The 22,659-nt window shown below is 37.4% G+C and carries 25 protein-coding genes; 10 read left to right on the top strand and 15 right to left on the bottom strand.

What is annotated here, in order from left to right:
• Positions 1-50 precede the first annotated feature (50 nt).
• The 8 genes from KO521_RS09255 to KO521_RS09220 all read left to right on the top strand — a co-directional run bounded on the left by KO521_RS09255 (position 51) and on the right by KO521_RS09220 (position 6,278).
• On the top strand, positions 51-980 hold the full coding sequence (locus tag KO521_RS09255) for a DUF6929 family protein (RefSeq protein WP_215939645.1): 930 nt from the start codon (positions 51-53) through the stop codon (positions 978-980).
• 106 nt (positions 981-1,086) lie between these two features.
• The gene (locus tag KO521_RS09250; protein WP_215939644.1) at positions 1,087-1,416 is read left to right on the top strand and encodes an ArsR/SmtB family transcription factor; all 330 of its coding nucleotides are present in this window, start codon (positions 1,087-1,089) and stop codon (positions 1,414-1,416) included.
• Positions 1,417-1,462: 46 nt separating this feature from the next.
• A complete protein-coding gene (locus tag KO521_RS09245; RefSeq protein ID WP_215939643.1) occupies positions 1,463-1,930 on the top strand; it encodes a DUF6428 family protein in 468 nt (155 codons plus the stop codon).
• A gap of 11 nt (positions 1,931-1,941) precedes the next feature.
• The gene (locus tag KO521_RS09240) at positions 1,942-2,580 is read left to right on the top strand and encodes a low molecular weight phosphatase family protein (RefSeq protein WP_215939642.1); all 639 of its coding nucleotides are present in this window, start codon (positions 1,942-1,944) and stop codon (positions 2,578-2,580) included.
• Between the two features lie 3 nt (positions 2,581-2,583).
• A complete protein-coding gene (arsB, locus tag KO521_RS09235; RefSeq protein WP_215939641.1) occupies positions 2,584-3,621 on the top strand; it encodes an ACR3 family arsenite efflux transporter in 1,038 nt (345 codons plus the stop codon).
• Between the two features lie 199 nt (positions 3,622-3,820).
• The gene (locus KO521_RS09230) at positions 3,821-5,281 is read left to right on the top strand and encodes a potassium/proton antiporter (protein WP_215939640.1); all 1,461 of its coding nucleotides are present in this window, start codon (positions 3,821-3,823) and stop codon (positions 5,279-5,281) included.
• 46 nt (positions 5,282-5,327) lie between these two features.
• On the top strand, positions 5,328-5,693 hold the full coding sequence (locus tag KO521_RS09225) for a hypothetical protein (protein WP_215939639.1): 366 nt from the start codon (positions 5,328-5,330) through the stop codon (positions 5,691-5,693).
• 99 nt (positions 5,694-5,792) lie between these two features.
• On the top strand, positions 5,793-6,278 hold the full coding sequence (locus KO521_RS09220) for a hypothetical protein (RefSeq protein ID WP_215939638.1): 486 nt from the start codon (positions 5,793-5,795) through the stop codon (positions 6,276-6,278).
• A 73-nt stretch (positions 6,279-6,351) separates the two neighbouring features.
• On the opposite strand, the gene KO521_RS09215 is transcribed toward KO521_RS09220, so the two are convergent.
• The 4 genes from KO521_RS09215 to rimO all read right to left on the bottom strand — a co-directional run bounded on the left by KO521_RS09215 (position 6,352) and on the right by rimO (position 11,443).
• Positions 6,352-7,350 (bottom strand): SMP-30/gluconolactonase/LRE family protein, encoded by a 999-nt coding sequence (locus KO521_RS09215; RefSeq protein WP_215939637.1) that lies wholly within the window; start codon positions 7,348-7,350, stop codon positions 6,352-6,354.
• A gap of 33 nt (positions 7,351-7,383) precedes the next feature.
• Positions 7,384-8,706 (bottom strand): GntP family permease, encoded by a 1,323-nt coding sequence (locus tag KO521_RS09210; RefSeq protein WP_215939636.1) that lies wholly within the window; start codon positions 8,704-8,706, stop codon positions 7,384-7,386.
• A gap of 67 nt (positions 8,707-8,773) precedes the next feature.
• The gene (gene dgoD / locus KO521_RS09205; protein WP_215939635.1) at positions 8,774-9,931 is read right to left on the bottom strand and encodes a galactonate dehydratase; all 1,158 of its coding nucleotides are present in this window, start codon (positions 9,929-9,931) and stop codon (positions 8,774-8,776) included.
• A gap of 210 nt (positions 9,932-10,141) precedes the next feature.
• Positions 10,142-11,443, bottom strand: a complete 1,302-nt coding sequence (gene rimO, locus KO521_RS09200; RefSeq protein ID WP_215939634.1) for a 30S ribosomal protein S12 methylthiotransferase RimO — start codon at positions 11,441-11,443, stop codon at positions 10,142-10,144.
• A gap of 120 nt (positions 11,444-11,563) precedes the next feature.
• Between rimO and KO521_RS09195 the strand changes: the two genes are divergently transcribed.
• A complete protein-coding gene (locus tag KO521_RS09195; protein ID WP_215939633.1) occupies positions 11,564-12,667 on the top strand; it encodes a serine hydrolase domain-containing protein in 1,104 nt (367 codons plus the stop codon).
• A gap of 5 nt (positions 12,668-12,672) precedes the next feature.
• Here the strand turns inward: KO521_RS09195 and ftsY are convergent, their stop codons facing one another.
• From ftsY to recR, 11 genes are all read right to left on the bottom strand, one after another.
• Complete coding sequence (gene ftsY / locus KO521_RS09190; protein WP_215939632.1) at positions 12,673-13,629, bottom strand: signal recognition particle-docking protein FtsY; 957 nt, start codon at positions 13,627-13,629, stop codon at positions 12,673-12,675.
• Between the two features lie 178 nt (positions 13,630-13,807).
• Positions 13,808-13,960, bottom strand: a complete 153-nt coding sequence (locus KO521_RS09185) for a DUF4295 domain-containing protein (protein ID WP_215939631.1) — start codon at positions 13,958-13,960, stop codon at positions 13,808-13,810.
• 37 nt (positions 13,961-13,997) lie between these two features.
• Complete coding sequence (gene rpmG / locus KO521_RS09180) at positions 13,998-14,180, bottom strand: 50S ribosomal protein L33 (protein ID WP_038234759.1); 183 nt, start codon at positions 14,178-14,180, stop codon at positions 13,998-14,000.
• A gap of 11 nt (positions 14,181-14,191) precedes the next feature.
• A complete protein-coding gene (gene rpmB, locus KO521_RS09175; RefSeq protein ID WP_215939630.1) occupies positions 14,192-14,428 on the bottom strand; it encodes a 50S ribosomal protein L28 in 237 nt (78 codons plus the stop codon).
• Between the two features lie 66 nt (positions 14,429-14,494).
• Positions 14,495-15,745: a competence/damage-inducible protein A gene (locus KO521_RS09170; protein ID WP_215939629.1), complete on the bottom strand. Its 1,251-nt coding sequence runs from the start codon at positions 15,743-15,745 to the stop codon at positions 14,495-14,497.
• Positions 15,745-16,083 (bottom strand): Hpt domain-containing protein, encoded by a 339-nt coding sequence (locus tag KO521_RS09165; protein WP_215939628.1) that lies wholly within the window; start codon positions 16,081-16,083, stop codon positions 15,745-15,747. The genes KO521_RS09170 and KO521_RS09165 overlap by 1 nt, the downstream gene beginning before the upstream one ends.
• Complete coding sequence (locus tag KO521_RS09160; protein ID WP_215939627.1) at positions 16,083-16,694, bottom strand: fumarylacetoacetate hydrolase family protein; 612 nt, start codon at positions 16,692-16,694, stop codon at positions 16,083-16,085. Before KO521_RS09160 ends, KO521_RS09165 begins: the two co-directional genes overlap by 1 nt.
• A gap of 20 nt (positions 16,695-16,714) precedes the next feature.
• Positions 16,715-17,491, bottom strand: coding sequence for a 3'-5' exonuclease (locus KO521_RS09155; RefSeq protein WP_215939626.1), 777 nt, complete (start codon positions 17,489-17,491; stop codon positions 16,715-16,717).
• A gap of 83 nt (positions 17,492-17,574) precedes the next feature.
• Positions 17,575-18,852 carry a hypothetical protein gene (locus tag KO521_RS09150; protein ID WP_215939625.1) on the bottom strand — a complete coding sequence of 426 codons (1,278 nt, stop codon included), beginning with the start codon at positions 18,850-18,852 and terminating at the stop codon, positions 17,575-17,577.
• Between the two features lie 163 nt (positions 18,853-19,015).
• Positions 19,016-20,368: a dihydrolipoamide acetyltransferase family protein gene (locus tag KO521_RS09145; RefSeq protein WP_215939624.1), complete on the bottom strand. Its 1,353-nt coding sequence runs from the start codon at positions 20,366-20,368 to the stop codon at positions 19,016-19,018.
• 82 nt (positions 20,369-20,450) lie between these two features.
• The gene (gene recR, locus KO521_RS09140; RefSeq protein ID WP_215939623.1) at positions 20,451-21,071 is read right to left on the bottom strand and encodes a recombination mediator RecR; all 621 of its coding nucleotides are present in this window, start codon (positions 21,069-21,071) and stop codon (positions 20,451-20,453) included.
• A gap of 57 nt (positions 21,072-21,128) precedes the next feature.
• Here recR and KO521_RS09135 point away from each other — a divergent pair, with 57 nt between their 5' ends.
• On the top strand, positions 21,129-22,622 hold the full coding sequence (locus tag KO521_RS09135) for a sodium:solute symporter (protein ID WP_215939622.1): 1,494 nt from the start codon (positions 21,129-21,131) through the stop codon (positions 22,620-22,622).
• Positions 22,623-22,659: the final 37 nt, after the last annotated feature.

The following is a 22,659-nucleotide window of genomic DNA, read 5'->3' as shown; positions in this document are numbered from 1 at the left end:
TAGAGTCTTTTAGCACTAATGTACTTCCTTAAATTTAAGCTATTATTCTGATGAAAATTGTTGTTCTATTCCTATTAACCACGCTAGCAACTACTTGTAACAAACAACTAGAACTTGAAGTTATAGACACTGTATTGCTAGAAAATGTTCCAAGTGCTTCTGGTATAACAAAAGTAGACAACTATTTTTATATAGTGGGAGACGATTCTCCATACCTTTTTAAAGTGACTGAAAACGGACAAGTAGTTAATGAAACTACCATTTACTCCACAGTTTCATTAAGTGGAAATAGGTTGGACAAAATAAAAAAACCCGATTTTGAAGCTTTAGAAACTATAAATAGCAACGAAATTATTGCCTTTGGTTCTGGAGCAAAATCTCCAGAAAGAGATATCTTTCTTCATATTTCTACAAAAGATAGTATGAGTATAAAAACCTGTCAAATTACTAAGTTTTATGAAAATTTAAGGAAAGATAATATCCTTAACGGGGAACATCTAAACATAGAGGGCGTTGCATTGTATCACAACACGATATATCTTTTTAATAGAGGAAAAAATGTAATTTTCAGTTTTGATTACTCAGACCTCATGGATTATTTAGAAGGAAAAAAACCTTTTAAAAAATCTAAAACCATAGCATATACATTACCTGAAATAGATGGATTTCAATCCGGATTTTCAGGAGCTACAATTCTTGAAGAAGAAAATCTAGTCATCTTTACCGCATCCGTAGAAAAAACCGGCACTGCTTATAATGACGGGGAAATAGCAGGAAGTTTTATTGGCACTATTCCTATCATAAATAACGCCTTTTCTAAAAAATATAGCGTTGTAGCTATACCCAACATAGATACACCGTTAAAAGTTGAATCTGTTACAGTTACCGAAAAATTATCTAGTAACAAAATAAGAATAGCTCTAGTTACTGACGATGACCAGGGAAACTCCCTGCGGTTGAGCTGCTTATTGAAATTATAGTTTAGTTACTTCTTAACTATTCTGGGTAGCTTTAAAAATATTTAAGAAACACTCTTCAATTAAAATATTAATCGTAATATTGCAATGTACTTATCATGACAAATAAATGGGATTAGCAAAAACTGAAATATTTACCGATTTACAAAATGAAATCGCACTTTTTGCCAAAGCCTTTGGTCACCCGGCAAGAGTCGCCATTTTAGAGTATTTATTTAAAATTGATGCTTGTATATGTGGTGATCTGGTAAATGAAATTGGCCTTGCCCAACCTACAATTTCCCAACATTTAAAAGAACTTAAGAATTTGGGCCTTATTAAAGGTACGGTTGATGGTACTAGTGTTTGCTACTGCATTCACAAAGAAAACTGGACAAACATGAAGGAGGTAATGTCTAAATTTTTAAATCAAGACCTACCTAAATCCGACTGTTGTTAAAAAAATTTATGTTATTTAATCGTAAAAATACAATAAATAAACTGTTATGAGATTATCAGAAATTAAATCCGAACTTTCTAAATTAGATAAAATAGCCTTCCAGTTGCCAAACGGAGAGTTAGTCCCAAATCACTTTCATGTAACGGAAGTAGGTAAGATTACCAAGAATTTTATTGATTGTGGTGGTACTGTCCGTAATGAAGAGGTGGTGAATTTTCAACTTTGGAATGCAGATGACTACGATCATAGATTACACCCAGAGAAATTAGTCCATATTATAGAGCTTTCTGAAAAAACCTTAGGTATAGGCGATTTGGAAATTGAAGTGGAATACCAAGGGGACACTATCGGTAAATTTGGATTGGATTTTGACGGAACCAACTTTCTGTTAACTACCAAACAAACAGATTGTTTGGCCAAAGACAACTGTGGTATACCTGCCGAGAAGCCAAAATTACAATTTTCGAGTTTAAGCCAAGGAAGTTCATGTGACCCAAAAAGTGGTTGTTGTTAAAAACATAGATTATGATACCTAAAACAGTACAAATGCGCACTTTTGAAAAGATTGAGAACACTATTGCTTCTCTGCAAACCGACTCTATATCTAAAGAGCGACAAGAAACATTGCAGCCCTTAATTGACTTTATTCAAGAAAAGGTGACAGCAAATGAGGAAATTAGACTAAATTTTATTTGCACCCATAACTCACGTAGAAGTCACCTTTCACAAGTTTGGGCCCAGGCAATGGCATATCACTTTAATATAAATAACGTTTTCTGTTATTCAGGAGGAACGGAAGCCACGGCATTGTTCCCCATGGCAGCGGAAACGCTTAAGAATACCGGTTTTGAGGTTGTTAAACGTTCTGAAGACAAAAATCCGGTTTACAGTATTAAATATGCTGAGAACGAACATCCTGTTATTTGTTTTTCTAAAACGTTGGATGATGATTTTAATCCAAAATCAGGTTTTGCTGCAATTATGACCTGTAGCCAAGCAGATGGCGGTTGTCCTTTTATTGCTGGAGCGGAAAAACGTATTCCTATTACTTTTGAAGACCCAAAAGCTTTTGACAATACACCGCAACAAGCAGAAAAATACAATGAGCGAAGTATTCAAATTGCTACAGAGCTATATTTTGTTTTCTCAAAAATAAACTTATAGAAAATGCCCAAGAAGTTAAGTTTTTTAGATAGTTACCTAACCCTATGGATATTTATAGCCATGATACTGGGGGTTGCCATTGGTAATTTTGCACCCCAGTTTCCGGAACTTATAAATTCCGCAAGCAGCGGAACTACGAATATACCTATAGCCATAGGTCTAATTTTGATGATGTACCCGCCACTGGCCAAAGTGAACTATGCATTGCTGCCCAAAGTTTTTAAAAACGTAAAGATTCTATCCATTTCATTAGTACTCAATTGGATTATTGGTCCTGTACTCATGTTTTTATTGGCCATTACCTTCCTTCAGGATTACCCTGAATATATGGTAGGTTTAATCCTAATTGGGCTTGCTCGTTGTATTGCCATGGTCTTAGTTTGGAATGACCTTGCAGAAGGCAGTAGTGAATACGGCGCAGGTCTTGTAGCTTTAAATAGCATTTTTCAGGTCTTTGCCTATAGCTTTTACGCCTATATCTTTATAACCGTTCTACCTCCATACTTTGGCTTTGAAGGTGCAATTGTAGATATCTCCATTGCTACTATTGCCGAAAGTGTAGCCATCTATTTAGGGTTACCCTTTCTATTGGGAATTTTAAGTAGGGTGATATTGGTAAGGCTAAAGGGCGAAGAATGGTACACCCAAAAGTTCATTCCCACTATTTCTCCAATGACACTGATTGCCCTATTATTTACCATTGTGGTCATGTTTTCATTAAAAGGAGAAATGATTGTTGAAATCCCTATGGATGTTCTGATTATTGCCGTACCGTTGCTTATCTATTTTGCCTTGATGTTCCTAATTGGCTTCTTTGTTACAAAAGCTACCGGTTCTGAGTATGATAAAACTACCTCAGTAGCATTTACTGCTGCCGGAAATAATTTTGAACTTGCTATTGCCGTAGCTATTGCGGTCTTTGGGCTGAATTCTGGGCAAGCTTTTGCCGGGGTCATAGGACCACTAGTAGAAGTTCCTGCTTTAATTTTACTTGTTCGGGTTTCCTTTTGGTTGAAGAAAAAATATTATAAAAAGGAATAAAAATTCGCTTAACAGTTTATTTAAGAATACCATCATTATCAGCGTCAACCGTGTTTTACGCCTTGATATTGATGGTATTTTTTTATTTCCGCTTAAAATGGTATTTATTCGCTTAAACCATAAACTCCCTCTTCGTTTTGATTGATTACCTTACTTAGAAACGATATCTTGCACAGATATTTTTAAGGACACAAAAGGAATGAATCTCACTATTGAAAATATTGTCTTAATTGGCTCTTTACTGTTGTTCATTAGCATTGTTGTAGGTAAGACTTCCTATAAATTTGGAGTTCCTACGCTTTTACTTTTCCTTGGTATAGGTATGTTGGCCGGTTCTGAAGGCATTGGTGGTATTTTATTTGATGACCCAAAAATGGCCCAATTCATTGGTGTGGTCTCCCTTAATTTCATATTGTTCTCCGGCGGATTGGATACGAGTTGGCCTGCCGTAAAACCCATCCTTAAGGAAGGTATTCTGCTTTCTACCCTTGGCGTTCTCCTAACTGCGGTATCACTTGGTACATTTGTCTATTTCGTGACCGACTTCACTATTTATGAAAGCCTTTTACTAGGTTCTATTGTTTCCTCAACGGATGCCGCAGCCGTATTTTCCATTTTGAGAGGAAAAAGTTTGGCACTTAAAACCAACCTTAGACCCACCCTAGAATTAGAAAGCGGTAGTAACGACCCTATGGCATACGTATTAACCATTGCCTTTCTTTCTTTAGTAGTGAATCAAGACCAAGGGTTCGCCTCCGTAATACCAGTATTCTTGCAGCAAATGATTTTAGGTGGAGCAGCAGGTTTTGGCTTTGGTAAATTAAGCAAGTTGGTAATTAATAAGATTAAACTAGATTTTGAGGGTCTTTACCCTGTACTGGTAATTACACTAATGTTCATCACCTTTTCCGCAACTGATTTTATTGGGGGTAACGGCTTTCTTGCCATCTACATATGTGCTGTATATTTGGGTAATCAAGATTTGATTCACAAAAAGACCATCTTTAGAATGTTTGATGGTTTAGCTTGGTTAATGCAGATCGTACTTTTCTTGACTTTGGGGCTTTTGGTTTTCCCTAGTCACGTAATACCATACATGGGTATTGGTCTACTTATTTCCTTATTCTTGATTTTTGTGGCACGCCCTATTGGAGTGTTTATTAGTCTCATGTGGTTTAAGATGAAACTGCGCAGACGGTTCTATATTTCTTGGGTTGGCCTTCGTGGGGCTTCGCCTATTGTGTTTGCCACCTATCCCCTATTGGCCGGTATTGACAAAGCCAACATTATCTTTAACATCGTTTTCTTTATCTCCGTTTCTTCGGTTCTAATACAAGGTACTACGTTGACCATAGTGGCCAAATGGCTAAATGTGGGGCTGCCCGAAAAAGCAAAACGAATTTATGAAAGCGAGAAATTTCTAGCTGAGATTCCCAAAGCTGTAATGAAGGAAATCGTCATTACACCAAAGTGTTTTGCCGTGAACAAAAAAATAGTTGAGCTAAGTTTTCCTAAAAACGCCATTATTGCAATGATCAAACGCCAAGATGTTTACATTACGCCCAATGGATCTACTATTATTGAAGCCGGTGATACTCTCGTAGTTCTTTCAGACAACGAAGAAGGATTAAACGAAGTTCAAGAATGTTTGAATCAATAACATATTTTTAGCATTTACAATTTAATATAATTCTACCTTTGTTCTTATGGATTCGGTTAGAAAGATATTTAGCTTATTCTTGCTTACAGCAATTTATTGTTGTGCCGTTGGCATGGGCATAAATCCTGACCAAAATCTTACTATAGAAAGCCATGAGCATTCGCAGAAAGAATCAGTTTCTGCGGTAACAGCTAAATTATACTGTCATACTTCCGAGTCAGAAACTTTAATAGACAGCCCTTCTAGTAACAGTTCAAATCAGTTTGAAGGCTCAGACAAGCTTTGGGGAACACAAAAAACTAGCGAGCGTTCCTTTGAAAGTAAACTGGCACAATACACGCGTTTTTCGCAAAATCTTCTTATTTCTAAGGGAAAGACCGATATTATTTTTCCTTTTCATTATTTCTGGTAATTCCATTTTTAAGTAAAACCGCGTCAAATCTTGTTTTGACAACTACTATTGGGCTTGCAAAACGCATTGCCCTATTTATCAATTTAAAAAACTTAAAAAATGGATTTAGATTTAGGCACGACCCTTATTGGGGCCGTATCCGTAATACTATGTGTAACCCCTTTTGTACTGGTTACCAGAAGCGTAAAGAAAAAAGAAAAAGCAATGCTCCGTTCCTTAAATGATTTTGCGGAACAAGACCATTGTAAAATACATGAACATGAGTATGTTGGCGATTTTATAATAGGTATGGATACTGGTAAGAGAGCTGTTTTTTTCTATAAAGAAGAAAAAGTTGCTACAGAAAAATTATCCGTTAACCTAAAAGACGTAAAGAACTGCAAGGTTTCCAAAATAGGAAAATCCGTTCGTAAAAATGGAAAAGTAGAACAGACTATTGAGCGAGTAGAACTCGTTTTCAATACTAGCCCATCAGCAAGTAAAGGTGTGGTTTTTGAGCTTTTCAACTCTCAAAATAACTTACAATTAAATGGAGAGTTACAAACGGCAGAAAAATGGGCAGATATGATTAACGCTCTTGTTTAACCAGAAACCCTATTTTGCACATTAAAACCCCCACAGCTTACTGTAGGGGTTTTGCTTTTTTTAGAAGGTTATTTTATTTAAGCGAAACAGTCATAACATAATTATCCGCCGTCAAATAGAGGACTTTTTCATCTTTTCCAAAAGCACAATTGGCCGTTTTTTCGCCGGTATGAATCCGTGCTATAGCTTTTCCTTCTTCATTAAATATCCAAACCCCGCCAGGACCCGTGGCAAACAAATATCCTTTACTGTGCATTTTCATGCCATCAGGCAAACCTTGCTGGCCTTCTTTCCCTATCAAATTGGTAACATCATAAAACAACTTTTTATTATCCACCGCACCTGGGGCGAAAATGTCATATTGGTACCAAACCGCGTGTTCAGGATTGGACACGGCTACGTACAATTTGGAACCATCATTACTTACGGCCACACCGTTAGGTCTAGACAATTTATCTACCAAAACCACTTCTCCTGAAGTCTTTAAACAATATACCCCTTGGTAATCCAGCTCCTTATCTGGGTCGTCCATTTGTTGCGGAAGCCCGTACGGTGGGTCTGTGAAATACAAATTTCCATCGGCATCAAAAACGCCATCATTAGGACTATTGAATCGTTTACCCTTAAAAGAATCCGCAAGGACATCATACTCCGCTTTAGGTGCATTTATATCAGATTTCATTTGAGCTACTCGCCTTTCGCCATGCTGCATCAATATTAATTTTCCATCAGGACTCAATAATAATCCATTGGACCCCGGTTCTGCCCCATAATCACTTTCACCCAAGTAACCTGACGGTTTTAGATATTCAGTTGTATTCCCTAAAGCATCAATCTTGAAAACGGTGTTATTAGGTATATCAGAAAACAAAAGATAATCACCATCTGCAATCCACAAAGGACCTTCCGTCCAACTAAAACCACTTCCTATAATATTAAAATCAGCATTCTCATCTATTATCTGTAATGCTTCTTCATCCATAATTTCAACTGAAAACGAATGATTCATTTCTTGGGATATAAGGGATGCGTGAAACGCTATTATAAAAACAAGTATGTAAAATCTACTCATAACCGAATCATTTAAATAATTATCAATTTTATATTAACCCATAATTTTTGAAATACAAAATATTACTGTCATTGCAGACGTACCTAAAATTAAAGTACCAACGGTTTGTATTTGATTTCCCTGTTTTACATCCATACCGGTTAATTGCGTAAATACCCAAAAGAAACTATCATTAGCGTGCGAAACTACCGTAGAACCTGCACCAATTGCCAAAACGGTCATGGTCTTCATAAAAACTTCATCAAGTCCCAGTGCAGGCATCATTGGGGCGACTATAGAAGCCGTGGTTATTAAGGCAACAGTAGATGAGCCTTGTGTTGTCTTTAAACAAGCTGCCAGCAAAAATGGAAAAAACAGACCGATAGACATTTCTGAAAAACTTTCTGTAATCATATCTGCAAAACCTGAATTTTGAAGCATGGCTCCAAAAATTCCTCCAGCTCCTGTAATTAAAATAATAGGAGCTGCAATACGCAAAGAATCACCCAACCAACCCGTTGCCGAATAAACTCTTTGGTCTAATTTTTCCGGTAGGAGCAGTGATAGGATAACCCCCACTAAAAGTGAAATGACCGGTGTACCCAAAAAAGCTATGATCGGATATATGGATAAACTACTAAGAGTGAACGCAGGATAATCAAAAACAGATTTTAATACAATAAGAAATATAGGAACTACAATGCACAATAATGAAAGTGATAATTTAGGACGATGCACTACACTAGGAGTCACTTCCATATGAATGGGAATGTCTACTTTAGAAGCAATTTTGGTTGCAAAAAAATAGCAACTTATGAGTGATAAGGAACTAACGATCAAACCCCATAAAATTACACTTCCCAATTCCGCGTTCAAAATTCCCGCTGCGGCAATAGGCCCTGGTGTTGGCGGCACCATTACATGCGTTGCCATAAGTCCTAAGGCCAAAGCTGCTGTAGTGCCCGCATACGCAACTTTTGCCTTTTTGGAAAGTGCCTTATTCAAGGAGTTCATGATAATAAGAGCGCTATCCGCAAATACAGGAATAGATAGGAGATAACCTGTTAGCATCATAGCTAAATGAATGGATTTCTCACCAATTAGCTGAATCATACGAGTAGCTATTACCATAGCCCCTCCTGATTTTTCCAAAACCGTACCAATGGCCACTCCAAAAAATATGATTAGGCCAATTTTACCCATTATGCTACCGAAGCCATTATTTATGGAACCTATAATGGCCTCAACGCTCATTCCCGTTATAAATCCATAACCGGTGGCAGCCAATAACAGCACAAAAAACGGATGAATTTTCCAGCGAACAATACCCAGAATAATAAATGCAAGGGCGCAGACCAAGGCAATAACATAACGCATAATCGGTTGGTTTAAGTTCTCTGAATTTAAGAACTTAATCTTTCAAAACTCTAATTTAGCCAGGTTTTTACCATTCGGCAAAACTACCATCTTCATTTCTCCATACAGGATTAGCCCAGTCATGACCTATCTTCTGGCCCTCTCTCAACTTTTCTTCATTAATATCCACACCTAGACCTGGCTTCTTAAGAAGTTCTACATAGCCATCTTTTACATCAAAAACTTCAGGATTATCCATATAATCCAACAAATCAAAACCCTTGTTATAATGTATACCCAAGCTACTTTCTTGAATTACAGCATTTATAGAATTAAAATCAACATGTAAGCAAGAAGCTAGAGCCACTGGTCCCAAAGGACAATGAGGTGCCAAAGCTACATCGTAGGCTTCTGCCATAGCTGCTATTCTCCGTACCTCAGAAATTCCACCGGCATGACTTAAATCCGGTTGAATAATATCTACTGTACCTCTATGCAACAATTCTTTAAAATCCCAGCGAGAGAACATACGTTCTCCTGTGGCAATAGGAACACTAGTATATGGATAAATATGGTCAAAAGCCTCTTTGTTCTCACTCAAGACCGGTTCCTCAATAAACATAGGATTGTATGGAGCAAGCTCATCAATAAGACGTTTTACCATACCCTTGTGTATTCTTCCATGAAAATCCAAACCAACGTCTAGCGTATCTCCAAATTCTTCACGAAGCAACCTTATATTATCTGCAACGGTCTTTACCTTCTGTAATGAATCTATCCAAGCAAAAGCACCTGTAGCATTCATTTTAACCGCCTTATAGCCCTGTTCTACTTTTTCACGCGCTTGCTCTAAAACAACTTCCGGGTGGTCTCCCCCGATCCAACAGTACATCTTCATTTTCTTACGAACGGCACCACCTAAAAGGTCATAAACGGGAACACCTAAATGTTTTCCTTTTATATCCCAAAGCGCTTGATCAATACCAGAAATTGCACTCATAAGAATAGGACCCCCACGGTAAAACCCCCCTCCGTACAAGGTTTGCCAAATATCTTCAATGTCACTGGCAGAGCGACCTATTATATATTGCGAAAGTTCGTTAACACAGGCTTCAACCGTAGCGGCCTTACCTTCTACAACGGGTTCCCCCCAACCTATGATTCCGCTTTTAGTTGTTATTTTCAGAAAAAGCCAACGTGGTGGCACTTTAAAAAGTTCTATTTTTTCAATTCGCAAGTCGTCCATACTATTCTACTAAAGTTCTAATGTTTGATTTTTGACAATCAAAATAGAAATTTATACTCCTAAATTGATTTCCTCTAAAGTAGTGAATAATTTTGAAGTGTAATAAGTACGTTTAAAAAACCTATTGCACATAAAATCTAAAGGCAAAAAAACCCGTCCATTAATGGACGGGTTGTAATTCTAAATAGAAACTTTTTATATGTATTGAAGCTATATAGGCTCTCCGTACAAGTCAAAATCCGCAGCTTCCGTAATTTTTATATTTGCAAACTCCCCTTGTTTCAAATAGTACTTTGCGGCATCAATTAAAACTTCATTATCCACATCCGGAGAATCAAATTCCGTACGGCCCACAAAATAATTTCCTTCCTTCCTGTCTATGATACATCGAAAAGTTTGTCCTATTTTTTGTTGATTGAGCTCCCATGAAATCTGAGATTGTAATTCCATAATCTCATTGGCCCTTTCTTGTTTTACATCTTCCGGTACATCATCTTCCAAGGTATAGGCATGCGTATTCTCCTCATGGCTATAGGTAAAACAACCTAACCGCTCAAAACGCATATCTGCTACCCATTTTTTTAAGGTCTGAAAATCTTCCTCCGTCTCTCCCGGATACCCCACGATTAGAGTAGTACGAATGGTCATTTCCGGTACAGCTGCCCTAAACTCCTTCAACAATTTTGTTGTTTTTGCCTGTGTAGTTCCACGACGCATACTTTTAAGAATCGCATCAGAAATATGCTGTAATGGAATATCTAAGTAATTACAGACCTTAGGTTCTTCTTTCATTACATCAAGCACATCTAAAGGAAATCCTGTTGGAAACGCGTAATGTAGCCTAATCCATTCAATACCTTCAACTTTTACCAAGGCTTGAAGTAGTTCTGCCAAGTTTCTCTTTTTATAAAGGTCAAGACCGTAATAGGTCAAATCCTGTGCAATAAGAATAAGCTCTTTAACTCCTTTTGCCGCCAATTTCTCAGCTTCAGTAACTAAATCTTCAATAGGCGTACTGCGGTGTTTACCCCTCATTATGGGTATTGCACAGAACGAACAAGGTCTATCACACCCTTCAGCAATTTTTAAATATGCATAGTTTTTTGGTGTAGTCGTGAGACGTTCACCAATTAATTCATGCTTGTAATCCGCACCTAATGCTTTTAGCAAATTGGGTAACTCACTAGTACCGAAATACTCATCTACATTAGGAATTTCTTTTTGTAAATCTGGCTTATAACGTTCACTTAGGCAACCGGTTACAAATACTTTGTCTACCTGACCAGCTTCTTTTTTTTGAACGTATTCCAAAATAGTATTTACGCTTTCTTCCTTTGCGTTTGCGATAAATCCGCAGGTATTGATTACAACAACATTACCCTCCTCTTCATGTACCACTTCTTTGTCATTGGCACGCAACTGCCCCATGAGTACTTCGGAATCATACACGTTTTTAGAGCATCCCAAAGTAACTACATTGATTTTATTTTGCTTCTGCGATTTTGTTCTCATAACTAGAAATTGAGCGCAAAAATACAACAAGATGAACGAACAGCTTCCTTTTGGTACGATTTCTTGTTGAATTGCGTTAAACTTTAGTAACAAGTTGATGTCCAATAAGAAACCATTACCATGAAACTTAAAACCACTCTCTTACTAAGCTTTCTTTTGATAGTACTCGCAAGCTGTTCAAAAGATAAAGTTGATTCTGCATCCACCGAGATAGATAATGAATCTGAAGAAATGTATTTCCCATCGATAACGGATAATAAATGGGAAACTACCACCATAGACCAGCTCAATTGGAACGATACTGAAATAGAAAATCTGTATTCGTATCTGGAAGCGAACGAGACCAAAGGCTTTATAGTTTTAAAAAATGGGCGCATCGTAATGGAAAAGTACTTTAATGGCCATAATGCCAATGCAAAATGGACTTGGTTTTCTGCCGGAAAAAGCTTGACTGCTACTATTGCCGGTATAGCTCAAGAGGAAGGTTTGCTCAACATTGATGATAAAACATCTGATTATCTAGGCATGAACTGGAGCTCTTTATCCACCGAAAAAGAAAACCTTATCACAATAAAACACCATATGACCATGACTTCGGGCCTAACTGACCATGTGGGAGATTATACCGCATGGGTATGCACCTTGCCAAATTGCCTTGATTATACTTCAGATGCAGGAACAAGATGGGCCTACCATCAAGGCGCTTTTATCTTACTTCAAGATATTATTTCTCAAAGTACAGGAGTAGGCTTTCAAAATTACGGCAAAACAAAACTCGAAGATGTAATAGGCATGGAAGGAAATTGGACCAAAGCTCTTGGACTCAACATTTATAACAGTAACACGCGCACTATGGCCAGGTTTGGACTACTTGCTCTAAATAAAGGTACATGGGATGGTAACGCACTAATTAGTGAGAATTATTTTAATGATATGATCTCTACCTCTCAAGAACTTAATAAGAGCTATGGTTACCTATGGTGGCTTAATGGAAAACAAAGTTATATGGGAACTACTTCTCAAGAAGTAATAGCAAGTAATCTAATACCAAATGCACCTTCTGATCTATTTGCCGCATTAGGTGCCAACGACCAAAAAATATATGTGGTACCCAGCAAAAATTTGGTAGTTGTGCGTAGCGGTGAAACAGCAGGAGAAACGCAATTAGGCCTTTCTAGTTTTGACAATGAACTATGGGCAAAATTGAATGCTGTTATAAACTAAACCTGCTATACGTTAAAAAACGAGTCAACAAATTCATGCTTATTAAATACCTGCAAATCTTCTATGCCCTCACCAACGCCAATGTACTTTACAGGAATTTGAAATTGGTCCGATATTCCTATTACTACTCCTCCTTTTGCAGTACCATCTAATTTAGTAACCGCTAGAGAAGTAACTTCTGTAGCTTTTGTAAATTCCTTTGCTTGCTCAAATGCATTTTGACCGGTAGAACCGTCAAGCACCAACATTACCTCATGAGGTGTGCTATCAACTACTTTCTGCATTACACGTTTCACTTTGGTCAACTCGTTCATTAAGTTTACCTTATTATGAAGACGCCCTGCCGTATCAATAATAACCACATCCGCCTCTTGCTTAACCGCAGAACTCAACGTATCAAAAGCCACGGAAGCAGGATCACTACCCATACTCTGTTTTACTATAGGCACATCTACTCTATCTGCCCAAACCTGCAACTGATCTATAGCTGCAGCACGGAACGTATCCGCCGCTCCTAAAACCACTTTGTAACCTTGTTTTTTAAACTGATAGGCCAATTTACCAATGGTAGTAGTTTTACCAACACCATTAACTCCTACTACCATAATTACATATGGTTTTTTGTCTTGTGGTACTGAAAATTCTGTCTGATTACCAACGTTGGTTTCTGAAAGAAGACCTGAAATTTCTTCGCGAAGAATTGCATTCAGCTCATCAGTGCCCATATATTTGTCCTTTGAAACACGGGCCTCTATACGGTCAATAATTTTTAATGTAGTTGTTACCCCAACATCCGAAGAAACAAGAACTTCCTCTAGATTATCCAAAACATCATCATCTACTTTTGACTTGCCGGCAACTGCCTTACTAAGTTTAGAAAAAAAGGAAGATTTGGATTTCTCCAGCCCTTTGTCAAGGCTCTCTTTTTTCTTTGAAGAAAATATGTTTTTGAATAAACTCATGTGTTCTTTGTATTAATAGTCTCAAAGATAATAAAGTAAGGTGGAATTTTTTATTTAAAATGATACTACCGTTAACCTAACTCCTTCCATCTTTACACTCTACTTCCCTAACTCTGAGTTAAACAAACAAAAAAAGCCCCTTCTTTATGAAGAGGCTTTGTAATACTGTAAAAGTATCTTACTTTTTAGACAACCATTCGTTAACCGCTTCTGGGGTCATAACTGACTCAACAAAAGTGTAGGAACCACTTTTTGGTGATTTAACCATTTTAATGGCCTTTGTTAATCTTTTTGAACTTGTCTGTAAACTTGCTACCGTCTTCTTTGCCATGACTAATATGCTTTTATGTTCTCGTTAAGACGAAAACTTATTTAATCTCCTTATGGATTGTCATCCTCTTCAAAATAGGATTGAACTTTTTAATCTCCATTCTTTCCGGAGTGTTCTTTTTGTTTTTGGTAGTAATGTACCTTGAAGTACCTGGTTGTCCCGATTCTTTGTGCTCGGTACATTCCAATATTACTTGTATTCTATTTCCTTTCTTTGCCATCGTATTCTAGCTTATTTTACCAATCCTTCTGCTTTTGCATCTTTCAATACAGCAGAAATACCCTTTTTGTTGATAATTTTCAACGCCTTTGCAGAAACCTTTAAGGTTACCCAACGGTCTTCTTCGGGAATATAAAAACGTTTTTTAGAAAGATTGACATTGAACCTTCTTCTGGTCTTATTGATAGAAAACGATACGTTGTTACCAAACATCGCTCTCTTTCCCGTAATTTCACAAACTTTTGACATCGCGCTGATTTTTCTTTAAACAGGGTGCAAATTTATATCATTTTTATGGATGCACAAAACAATATTTCAGATTTTTGAAATTTCTTTTTGCAACAGCTCCAAAGCCTTGTTTACAGACTTCTCTACAATGCGCTCTCTATGGTTGCCCATAGTGAATTCTTGGGCATGAACTCCCGTTGGAGATGCAATAGCTATGAACACCGTTCCAATCTCCGCGTCCGAGTCCCCTTTTGTGGGCCCCGCATTACCTGTTGTAGCTATTGCATAATCGGTTTTGAATAATTGCTTTACATTTTTAGCCATCTCACTAGCTACCTCTTCGCTTACAACGGAATAGGCTGTCACTAATTCTTTAGATACTTTTAGTACATCTATCTTGGCTTCCGTAGCATAACTCACTACACTGCCTTTAAAATAGGCCGAAGCTCCTGGTATTGCCGTTAATTGCTCTGCTATCTTACCTCCGGTAAAACTTTCTGCCGTTGCCAAAGTCAGACCTTTTTTGGTTAATAACTTGGCAACAACTTGCTCTAAGGTTTCCTCATCTTCTGTGCCGTACATAATGTTACCTATTAGAGGGATTAACTTTTTAATCTCTTCCTCTACTGCATTTTCCAGGATTTGCATATCAGGTCCCTTGGCACTCAAACGTAATCTTACCTTACCTAAATTAGGTAGGTACGCCAGTTTTATGAATTCAGGCAAGTTATTTTCCCAATCTTCGATTTTATCGGCAATAGCACTTTCTCCTAAACCGTAAGTAACTACTGTTTTGTGTAAAATATACGGGCGTTTGAAATCTGAAATGATTTTTGGAATAACCTTATCCGTAATCAGATTCTTCATTTCATATGGCACTCCGGGTAAAGAAACAAATGCTACTCCATCTTCCTGTATCCACATACCAGGTGCCGTTCCGAAGGCATTAGGCAAAACCGTGGCCTTAGAAGGAACTAAAGCTTGCTTTCTATTAATATCCGATATAGGTGTGCTGGTAATATACTTTTTAAAAAGTTCCTCTACATGGGCAAGAACACTTTTGTCTTCTACCAGAGAATCATTAAAAAACTCACACAGTGTATGTTTTGTAATGTCATCCTTCGTAGGACCAAGACCACCCGTTATAATAACAACTTGCACTCTTTTCCTGGCATCTGCCAAAGCTTGAAGAATATGCTCCTTATCATCCTGTATTGAAGTAATCTGATATACAGATACTCCAATTTTATTAAGTTCTTTGGAAATGAAGACGGAATTGGTATCAACAATCTGACCTATTAAAATCTCGTCACCAATAGTAATGATTTCGGCAAGCATTAGATATTAAAATCTTTTTTAAGCTCAGATACCACTTGGTGTATATCTTTTTTTAACATTGGAAAAACTACCTGTATCTCGGACATATTGGCTTCCGCCTTTCCCAGCGTTTCTATTTGCAGGGCCGCTGCACGAGTCTGCTCCATACCTAGCAAATCTACATTTGGCTTAATTTTATGAGCCAATTTGTACACCTGATCGTGGTTTTGTTCATTTAGCGCAATTTCAAGATCTTCTAAATCCTGAGGCACTTCTTCTAAAAATACAGAGATAACGGAGTTGATGAAATCTTCATCTCCTTCGGCCATCTCATTGATTTTATCAAGATTGTAAATCATTATTTTACTTTTAAGTGAAAAAGTTCGCGTCCCCCCAGAACACCTGAAAGGTAGTCATTTGCTTCAATTCTACCAACACCTGCTGGTGTTCCCGTAAAAATTACATCCCCTTTTTTTAACATAAAAAATTGAGACACATAAGAGACCAGTTCATCTATCTTCCACAGCATGAGACTAGTATTGCCCTTTTGCACTTCTTTATCATTCTTCAACAAAGAGAATTCCATGTTGTTTAAATTTTCAAAATTTGTTTTGGGAAGCCACTCTCCAATGACCGCAGCACCATCAAAACCCTTTGCTTTTTCCCAAGGCAAACCTTTTTCTTTTAGCTTTGATTGTAAATCCCTGGCAGTAAAATCTATGCCCAAACCAACTTCATCATAATAATTATGAGCAAATTTTTCGCTAATATGCTTCCCTACTTTTTTTATTTTCACAAGCACCTCAACTTCATAGTGCACGTCGTTCGAAAACTCAGGGATATAGAAATCTTGTTCTTTTGGTAAAATTGCAGAGTCCGGTTTAATAAAAACCACAGGTTCGTCTGGCCTTTCATTGGATAATTCCTCTATATGCTCCGTATAATTTCTACCGATACAGATAATTTTCATCTAAACATTTTTAGAATTCCCTAACCTAACTTATTGTTGAGCTGACTCAATTTAACTTGTGTCAATACCTTTTTTGTATACAGGGGAAAATCGGCATTTAATATCCACCCGAAGTAGCCGGGTTCTTTATCAAGTACATCCAATACTTTTCTACCTTTATGTTTGCCAAATGCAAAAACCTCGGCCCCATCCTTATCATAACCTAGAAAACCCGCAAAATCCGCAAACTGACGGTGTGTAGAAAATTCAGCTAATTTTTTCACATTGTTCTCAAGGTCTGGATATCTATCCAATTGAGATAACAACACTTCATAGGTAGCCAGGGTATCCGCTTCTGCGCTATGGGCATCCGTAAGGTCCTTTTGGCAATAGAACTTGTATGCGGCGGCCAACGTACGTTTTTCCATTTTATGAAAAATAGTTTGCACATCTATGGAAACCATACTCTTCATATCAAAATCCAATTCTGCCCGTAACATTTCTTCGGCCAATAGAGGTATATCAAAACGATCAGAATTAAAACCACCTAAATCACAATCCTTTATCATTGCGTAAATGGTTCTGGAAAGATCTTTAAAAGTAGGCTCATTGGCCACTTTTTCATTGGAAATACCATGTATGGCAATCACCTCTTTAGGTATTTCCATTTCTGGATTCACCAGCCAGGTTTTACTTTCTTTATTCCCGTTGGGATAAACTTTTAAAACAGATATCTCTACAATTCGGTCTTTGGCTACGTTCGTACCCGTAGTTTCCAAATCAAAAAAACAAATGGGACGTGTGAGGTTAAGCTCCATCTTTTGTGCAATTTTTTAACAAAGATAATCTTTAACAGGCATCAATAAAACATATCCTTACATTTCTTAACGAACATAACACCTTACAATCTAGTATTTATAACATTATTAAAAGCAGAACCAAAAGTGTAACTAAGACCTACGCTCAGGCTGGTCTCAAAGTCTGTTGCAATCTGCTTTTGTTGTAATAGTACATCTTCTAATGAAGCGTCACCACCAGGTAAATTAATTTGATCTCGTATAAGCTCAAACCTTCCTGAAAACCGGGCAGCAAGCCCTTTTAAAAGACGTATAGAAAAACTACCGTTCAATTGAATTCTATTCTTGGTAAAATCATTCAAAAAAGTAGACCCGATTAAACGGGCGTAAATATTGCCCCAAGGTTGACGGTATCTTACCTGCACATCTAGGGAATGACTAAAAATACCTTCCGCCTCCTTTAAAAAAACGGTTTGCTCTATATAATCGTTATGAAAGTAGCCTATTTTGTAAGCGAATACGATTTCTCTGCGAAGCACTTCTTTATAAGGATAAATATTATACTCGATAGCTGGCCTAGCGTAGTACCTAAAATCTAGATTTGTAAATGTATTATGTTGCATCCCACCAAAAACGCCAGCAGACCAATGATCGGATAAGCTAGCTACAATACTGGCATCAGCAGAATACCTGAAGCGCTCACTGGTAAAAGTTTCCTCGTCCCTAACGAACTCCTTATTTGCTTGATTAAGCTCTACATCCGTACGGATTCTTATTTTTTCCGTTACATGATCACTTTGAAAACCTAATTCGTACTCAAACTCCTTCCGACTGGATTCCCTTTTTAGTTTGGCTTCTCCGTACACTTCAAAAATCCAATTGTTCCAAGGATCTCTAAAATCAACTTCTTGAATCTCGGCCAGTCCATCTTTGTTAACTGTGTAAGTAATATTTTCCGCCAAATCCGATTCCAGAACATACTGAAGTAATCCTGACTGTACTTTTTTGAGAAGTCCCTTCCGTACCTCATCATCAGTCATGCTTGCGGTACTGTCATAAGTAAGCTTACCTAGTATATCTTTGTAATCCTCAACACCTTCAAACTCCAACATATATGTACGCCCACCGCTTCCATTGGCAATGTCATAAATAAATAGTTTAATATTGGATTGCGCTTGATCACGAACGTGATTGACATATGTAATTTCCTGCCGTAGATAATTCTTTTCGCAGTTACAATCTATATATAATTTTAGAGGAGCTTTTGCCTCTTCGCCATCACTCTCTTCTTGAGCATTGGTAAAGATAGGCGTAATGGACAAAACAAAGCAGAATACACGTAGCATTCGACTTAATCGTGCTGTAAAATTTCTGTTTGGCATTTTGGTTTGGAAAGCCTGATGATTACTAGTCTATCGCATGAAAATAAGATTATTAATCTACTAAAAGCAAAAGGCTGGTAAAAAACCGAAATTATTCACAGATTTTAAAAAAAACTCTTTTTTTTAAGCGAATATTTCAACAAATAGGAAAAAGTCACAATCCCTAAACCTCTCTATCTACATCCCAAGCTTCCAAATAATCTGCCACCGCTTTAGCGAACATACTACCCAAAGCACCGTTCACAACCCTATGGTCATAACTATGAGACAGATACATTTTACTTCTTATCCCAATAAAATCTCCTTCCGGAGTCTCAATAACCGAAGGTATCTTTCGGATAGCTCCCAACGCTAAAATACCTACTTGCGGCTGATTTATTATTGGTGTGCCAAAAACACTGCCAAAAGTACCTACATTAGTAACTGTATAAGTACCATCTTGAACTTCGTCCGGTTTTAATTTATTCTCTCTAGCCCTAGATGCCAAGTCGTTTATCACTTTGGCCATACCTACCAAATTCAATTGGTCTGCATTCTTAATTACTGGAACTATAAGATTTCCGTCCGGCAAGGCGGCGGCCATTCCAATATTAATATTCTTCTTCTTTATAACCTTATCACCTACCAATGAGATATTCATTAAAGGATACTTCTTAAGTGCCTTTGCAACAGCCTCCATAAAGATGGGAGTAAATGTCAACTTCTCGCCTTCTCTTTTTTCAAAAACGTTCTTTACCTTATTTCTCCAATTAACGATTTTAGTAACATCTACCTCTATAAAACTCTGAACATGTGCAGAAGTAGAAACACTATCTACCATGTGCTTGGCAATTAATTTACCCATTCTACTCATGGGAACTACCTCGCCGTCCGCAGTTGTACTTGTACCGGATCCATTGGCTTCATTACTCTTTATAGGTTTATTATTTGTAACGGGAGCCGTTACGACCGCTGGAGCAGCTTCTTTTACAATGGGCTGTTCAGTATTTTTAGGTTTGTCATTTTCTAAATAAGCAAGAATGTCATTTTTAGTAACACGACCTTCATTTCCCGTTCCTTGAATCGTATCTAACTCTGCAACAGAAATCCCTTCTTGTTTAGCAATATTCTTTACCAGAGGCGAATAAAATCTATCGGAAGTAGTTTTTTGAACCTGATGCACAGGAGCACTAACCGTTTCCTTTGCCACCTTTACGGTTTCCTCTACCAGGGCTGCAGATTTCTCTTCCTCACTAGGTGCGGCCATTGCTGCGGATTGAACCGTCTCAACAGATTGTTCCGTTTCAATAATCGCCACGGTATCACCCACTTTGATCACATCATCTACATCAAAAAGTTTTTCTACCAAAACACCCTCAACTTCACTTGGAACCTCTGAATCTACTTTATCGGTAGCTATTTCAAAAATAGGTTCATCCAACTCAATAGTATCACCAACTTCTTTCAACCAAGTAGTTAGCGTTGCCTCTGCAACACTCTCTCCCATCCTCGGTAATTTCAGTTCAAACTTTGACATATTCTTATTTTAGACTGCTTTTACTCTAATTTTGTCGCAAAAATACCAAAAAAAACACCCATCAGTTAAACTTATCACATTTTTAATTCGCTTTCAGCGAACCTTCAAATGGAATTCGGTTTAAAATACTCCGTCCCAGTGTTACCTCATCGGCATATTCCAATTCATCACCAACTGCTATCCCCCTAGCTATAGTAGAGGTATTTATGTCTAGACCGTTTAATTGCTTATAAATATAAAAATTTGTGGTATCACCCTCCATTGTAGAACTCAACGCAAAAATAAACTCCTTGACCTCTCCTTTTTTGGCTTTATCAACTAAAGAATTAATGGTTAAATCTTGCGGACCAACACCTTCCATGGGTGATATTTTTCCTCCTAAAACATGGTACAACCCTTTATATTGGCTCGTATTTTCTATTGCCATTACATCACGAATATCCTCAACCACACAGACCAAACTTCTGTCTCGCTTAGGGTTGGCACAAATTTCGCATAAGGCCACATCTGAAATATTATGACAATTTTCGCAAAATTTTATTTCACTGCGCAAATTTAAAAGTGCACCAGAAAGTCTTTCTGTTTGTTCCGTAGGTTGCTTAAGCAAATGGAGTACCAAGCGAAGTGCCGTGCGTTTACCTATTCCCGGCAATTGCGACATTTCATAAACGGCATTTTCGAGAAGTTTAGAAGAAAAATCCATAGGTACAAAATTACGTACTATTTTTACTTTTTGTACTTTGGTTTTAAATTTTATTACATGACCGCCACCCATATCCTAATCTTAATAGGTGCTTATTTTCTCTTACTTTTATTGATATCTTATTTTACGGGAAAAAACGACTCCAATGTTGATTTCTTCAAAGCCGGAAAATCATCACCGTGGTATTTGGTTGCTTTTGGAATGGTGGGCGCATCCCTATCCGGAGTCACCTTTATCTCCGTACCTGGATGGGTAGAAGCTTCGGGGTTCAGTTATATGCAGGTTGTTTTTGGCTATCTAGCAGGCTATTTTGTCATTGCGTTTATACTGCTACCTATATATTATCAGCTCAATGTAACCTCAATATATGAGTATTTAAAGAAGCGTTTTGGAACCATAAGCTATAAAGTAGGTGCTGTATCCTTCTTTATTTCTAGGGTACTAGGTGCTGCTTTTAGACTTTTTCTAGTTGCTATTGTGCTGCAGCAATTTGTGTTTGATGAGTTGGGCGTGCCATTTGAGGTGACTGTTATTCTATCTATTTTATTGATATGGATCTATACATTTAGAGGTGGGATAAAAACTATTGTTTGGACGGATACGCTACAAACTGCCTTTATGCTTTTATCCGTTGGGCTGAGCATCTACTTTATCAATCAAAAATTAGATTGGAGTTTCGCTGAATTTCTTTCTTCCGATGAATTAAAGCAATACAATCAAATTATATTTACCGATAGTTTTTATGAAAAGAACCATTTTCTTAAGTCCTTTTTTGGCGGTATGTTCATTACCATTTGCATGACGGGTCTTGACCAGGATATGATGCAGAAAAATCTTACCTGTCGCTCTCTTAAAGATGCCCAAAAGAACATGGTTTCCTTTAGCGTAGTGCTCGTTGTAGTAAATTTTATTTTTCTGTTATTAGGAGCTCTGCTATTCATTTACGCCAATAAATTCAATATTGCAGTCCCCTTAATGGATGGACAGGCAAAACCCGACCTTTTATTTCCTGAAATTGCCCTTAATAGCGGTTTGGGAATGGTAGTGGCCATAACATTTATGCTTGGCCTAATTGCGGCTGCCTACAGTAGCGCAGATAGTGCCTTAACTTCATTAACCACATCTTTTTGTGTAGACTTTTTAAGTATTGATGAAAAGCCAGATAAGGATCAAAATAGAATAAGAAAGAGCACTCACGTAGGTATGAGTATCTTATTGATAATGACCGTAATCCTATTTAAATACATTTTGGATAGAAACGTTATTGACGGCCTTCTAACAGTAGCCACCTACACTTACGGTCCGCTATTAGGGTTATTTAGCTTTGGTATTTTTACAAAGTATGCCGTTAAGGACAATTATGTATGGTTAGTAGCCCTTATATCCGTTCTTTCCATCATAGGTTTTGCCAACCTTCCTGCAGATTTTTTGGGAGGTTATAAAATTGGATATGAATTACTACCTTTGAACGGTATTTTGACATTTATAGGACTTTATATCATCCGTGATAAAAACAATTCCCCTTCATCGGATAAAAATGTAACTTCCTAAACGTTAAAGTTTTATAGGAAAAAACTTACATGTATTT

Source organism: Zobellia uliginosa (assembly GCF_018860745.1).
GTDB classification, from domain to species: domain Bacteria; phylum Bacteroidota; class Bacteroidia; order Flavobacteriales; family Flavobacteriaceae; genus Zobellia; species Zobellia uliginosa_B.
Note: the sequence above shows the minus strand (reverse complement) of the source record. Positions and strands in the feature narration are given on the sequence as shown.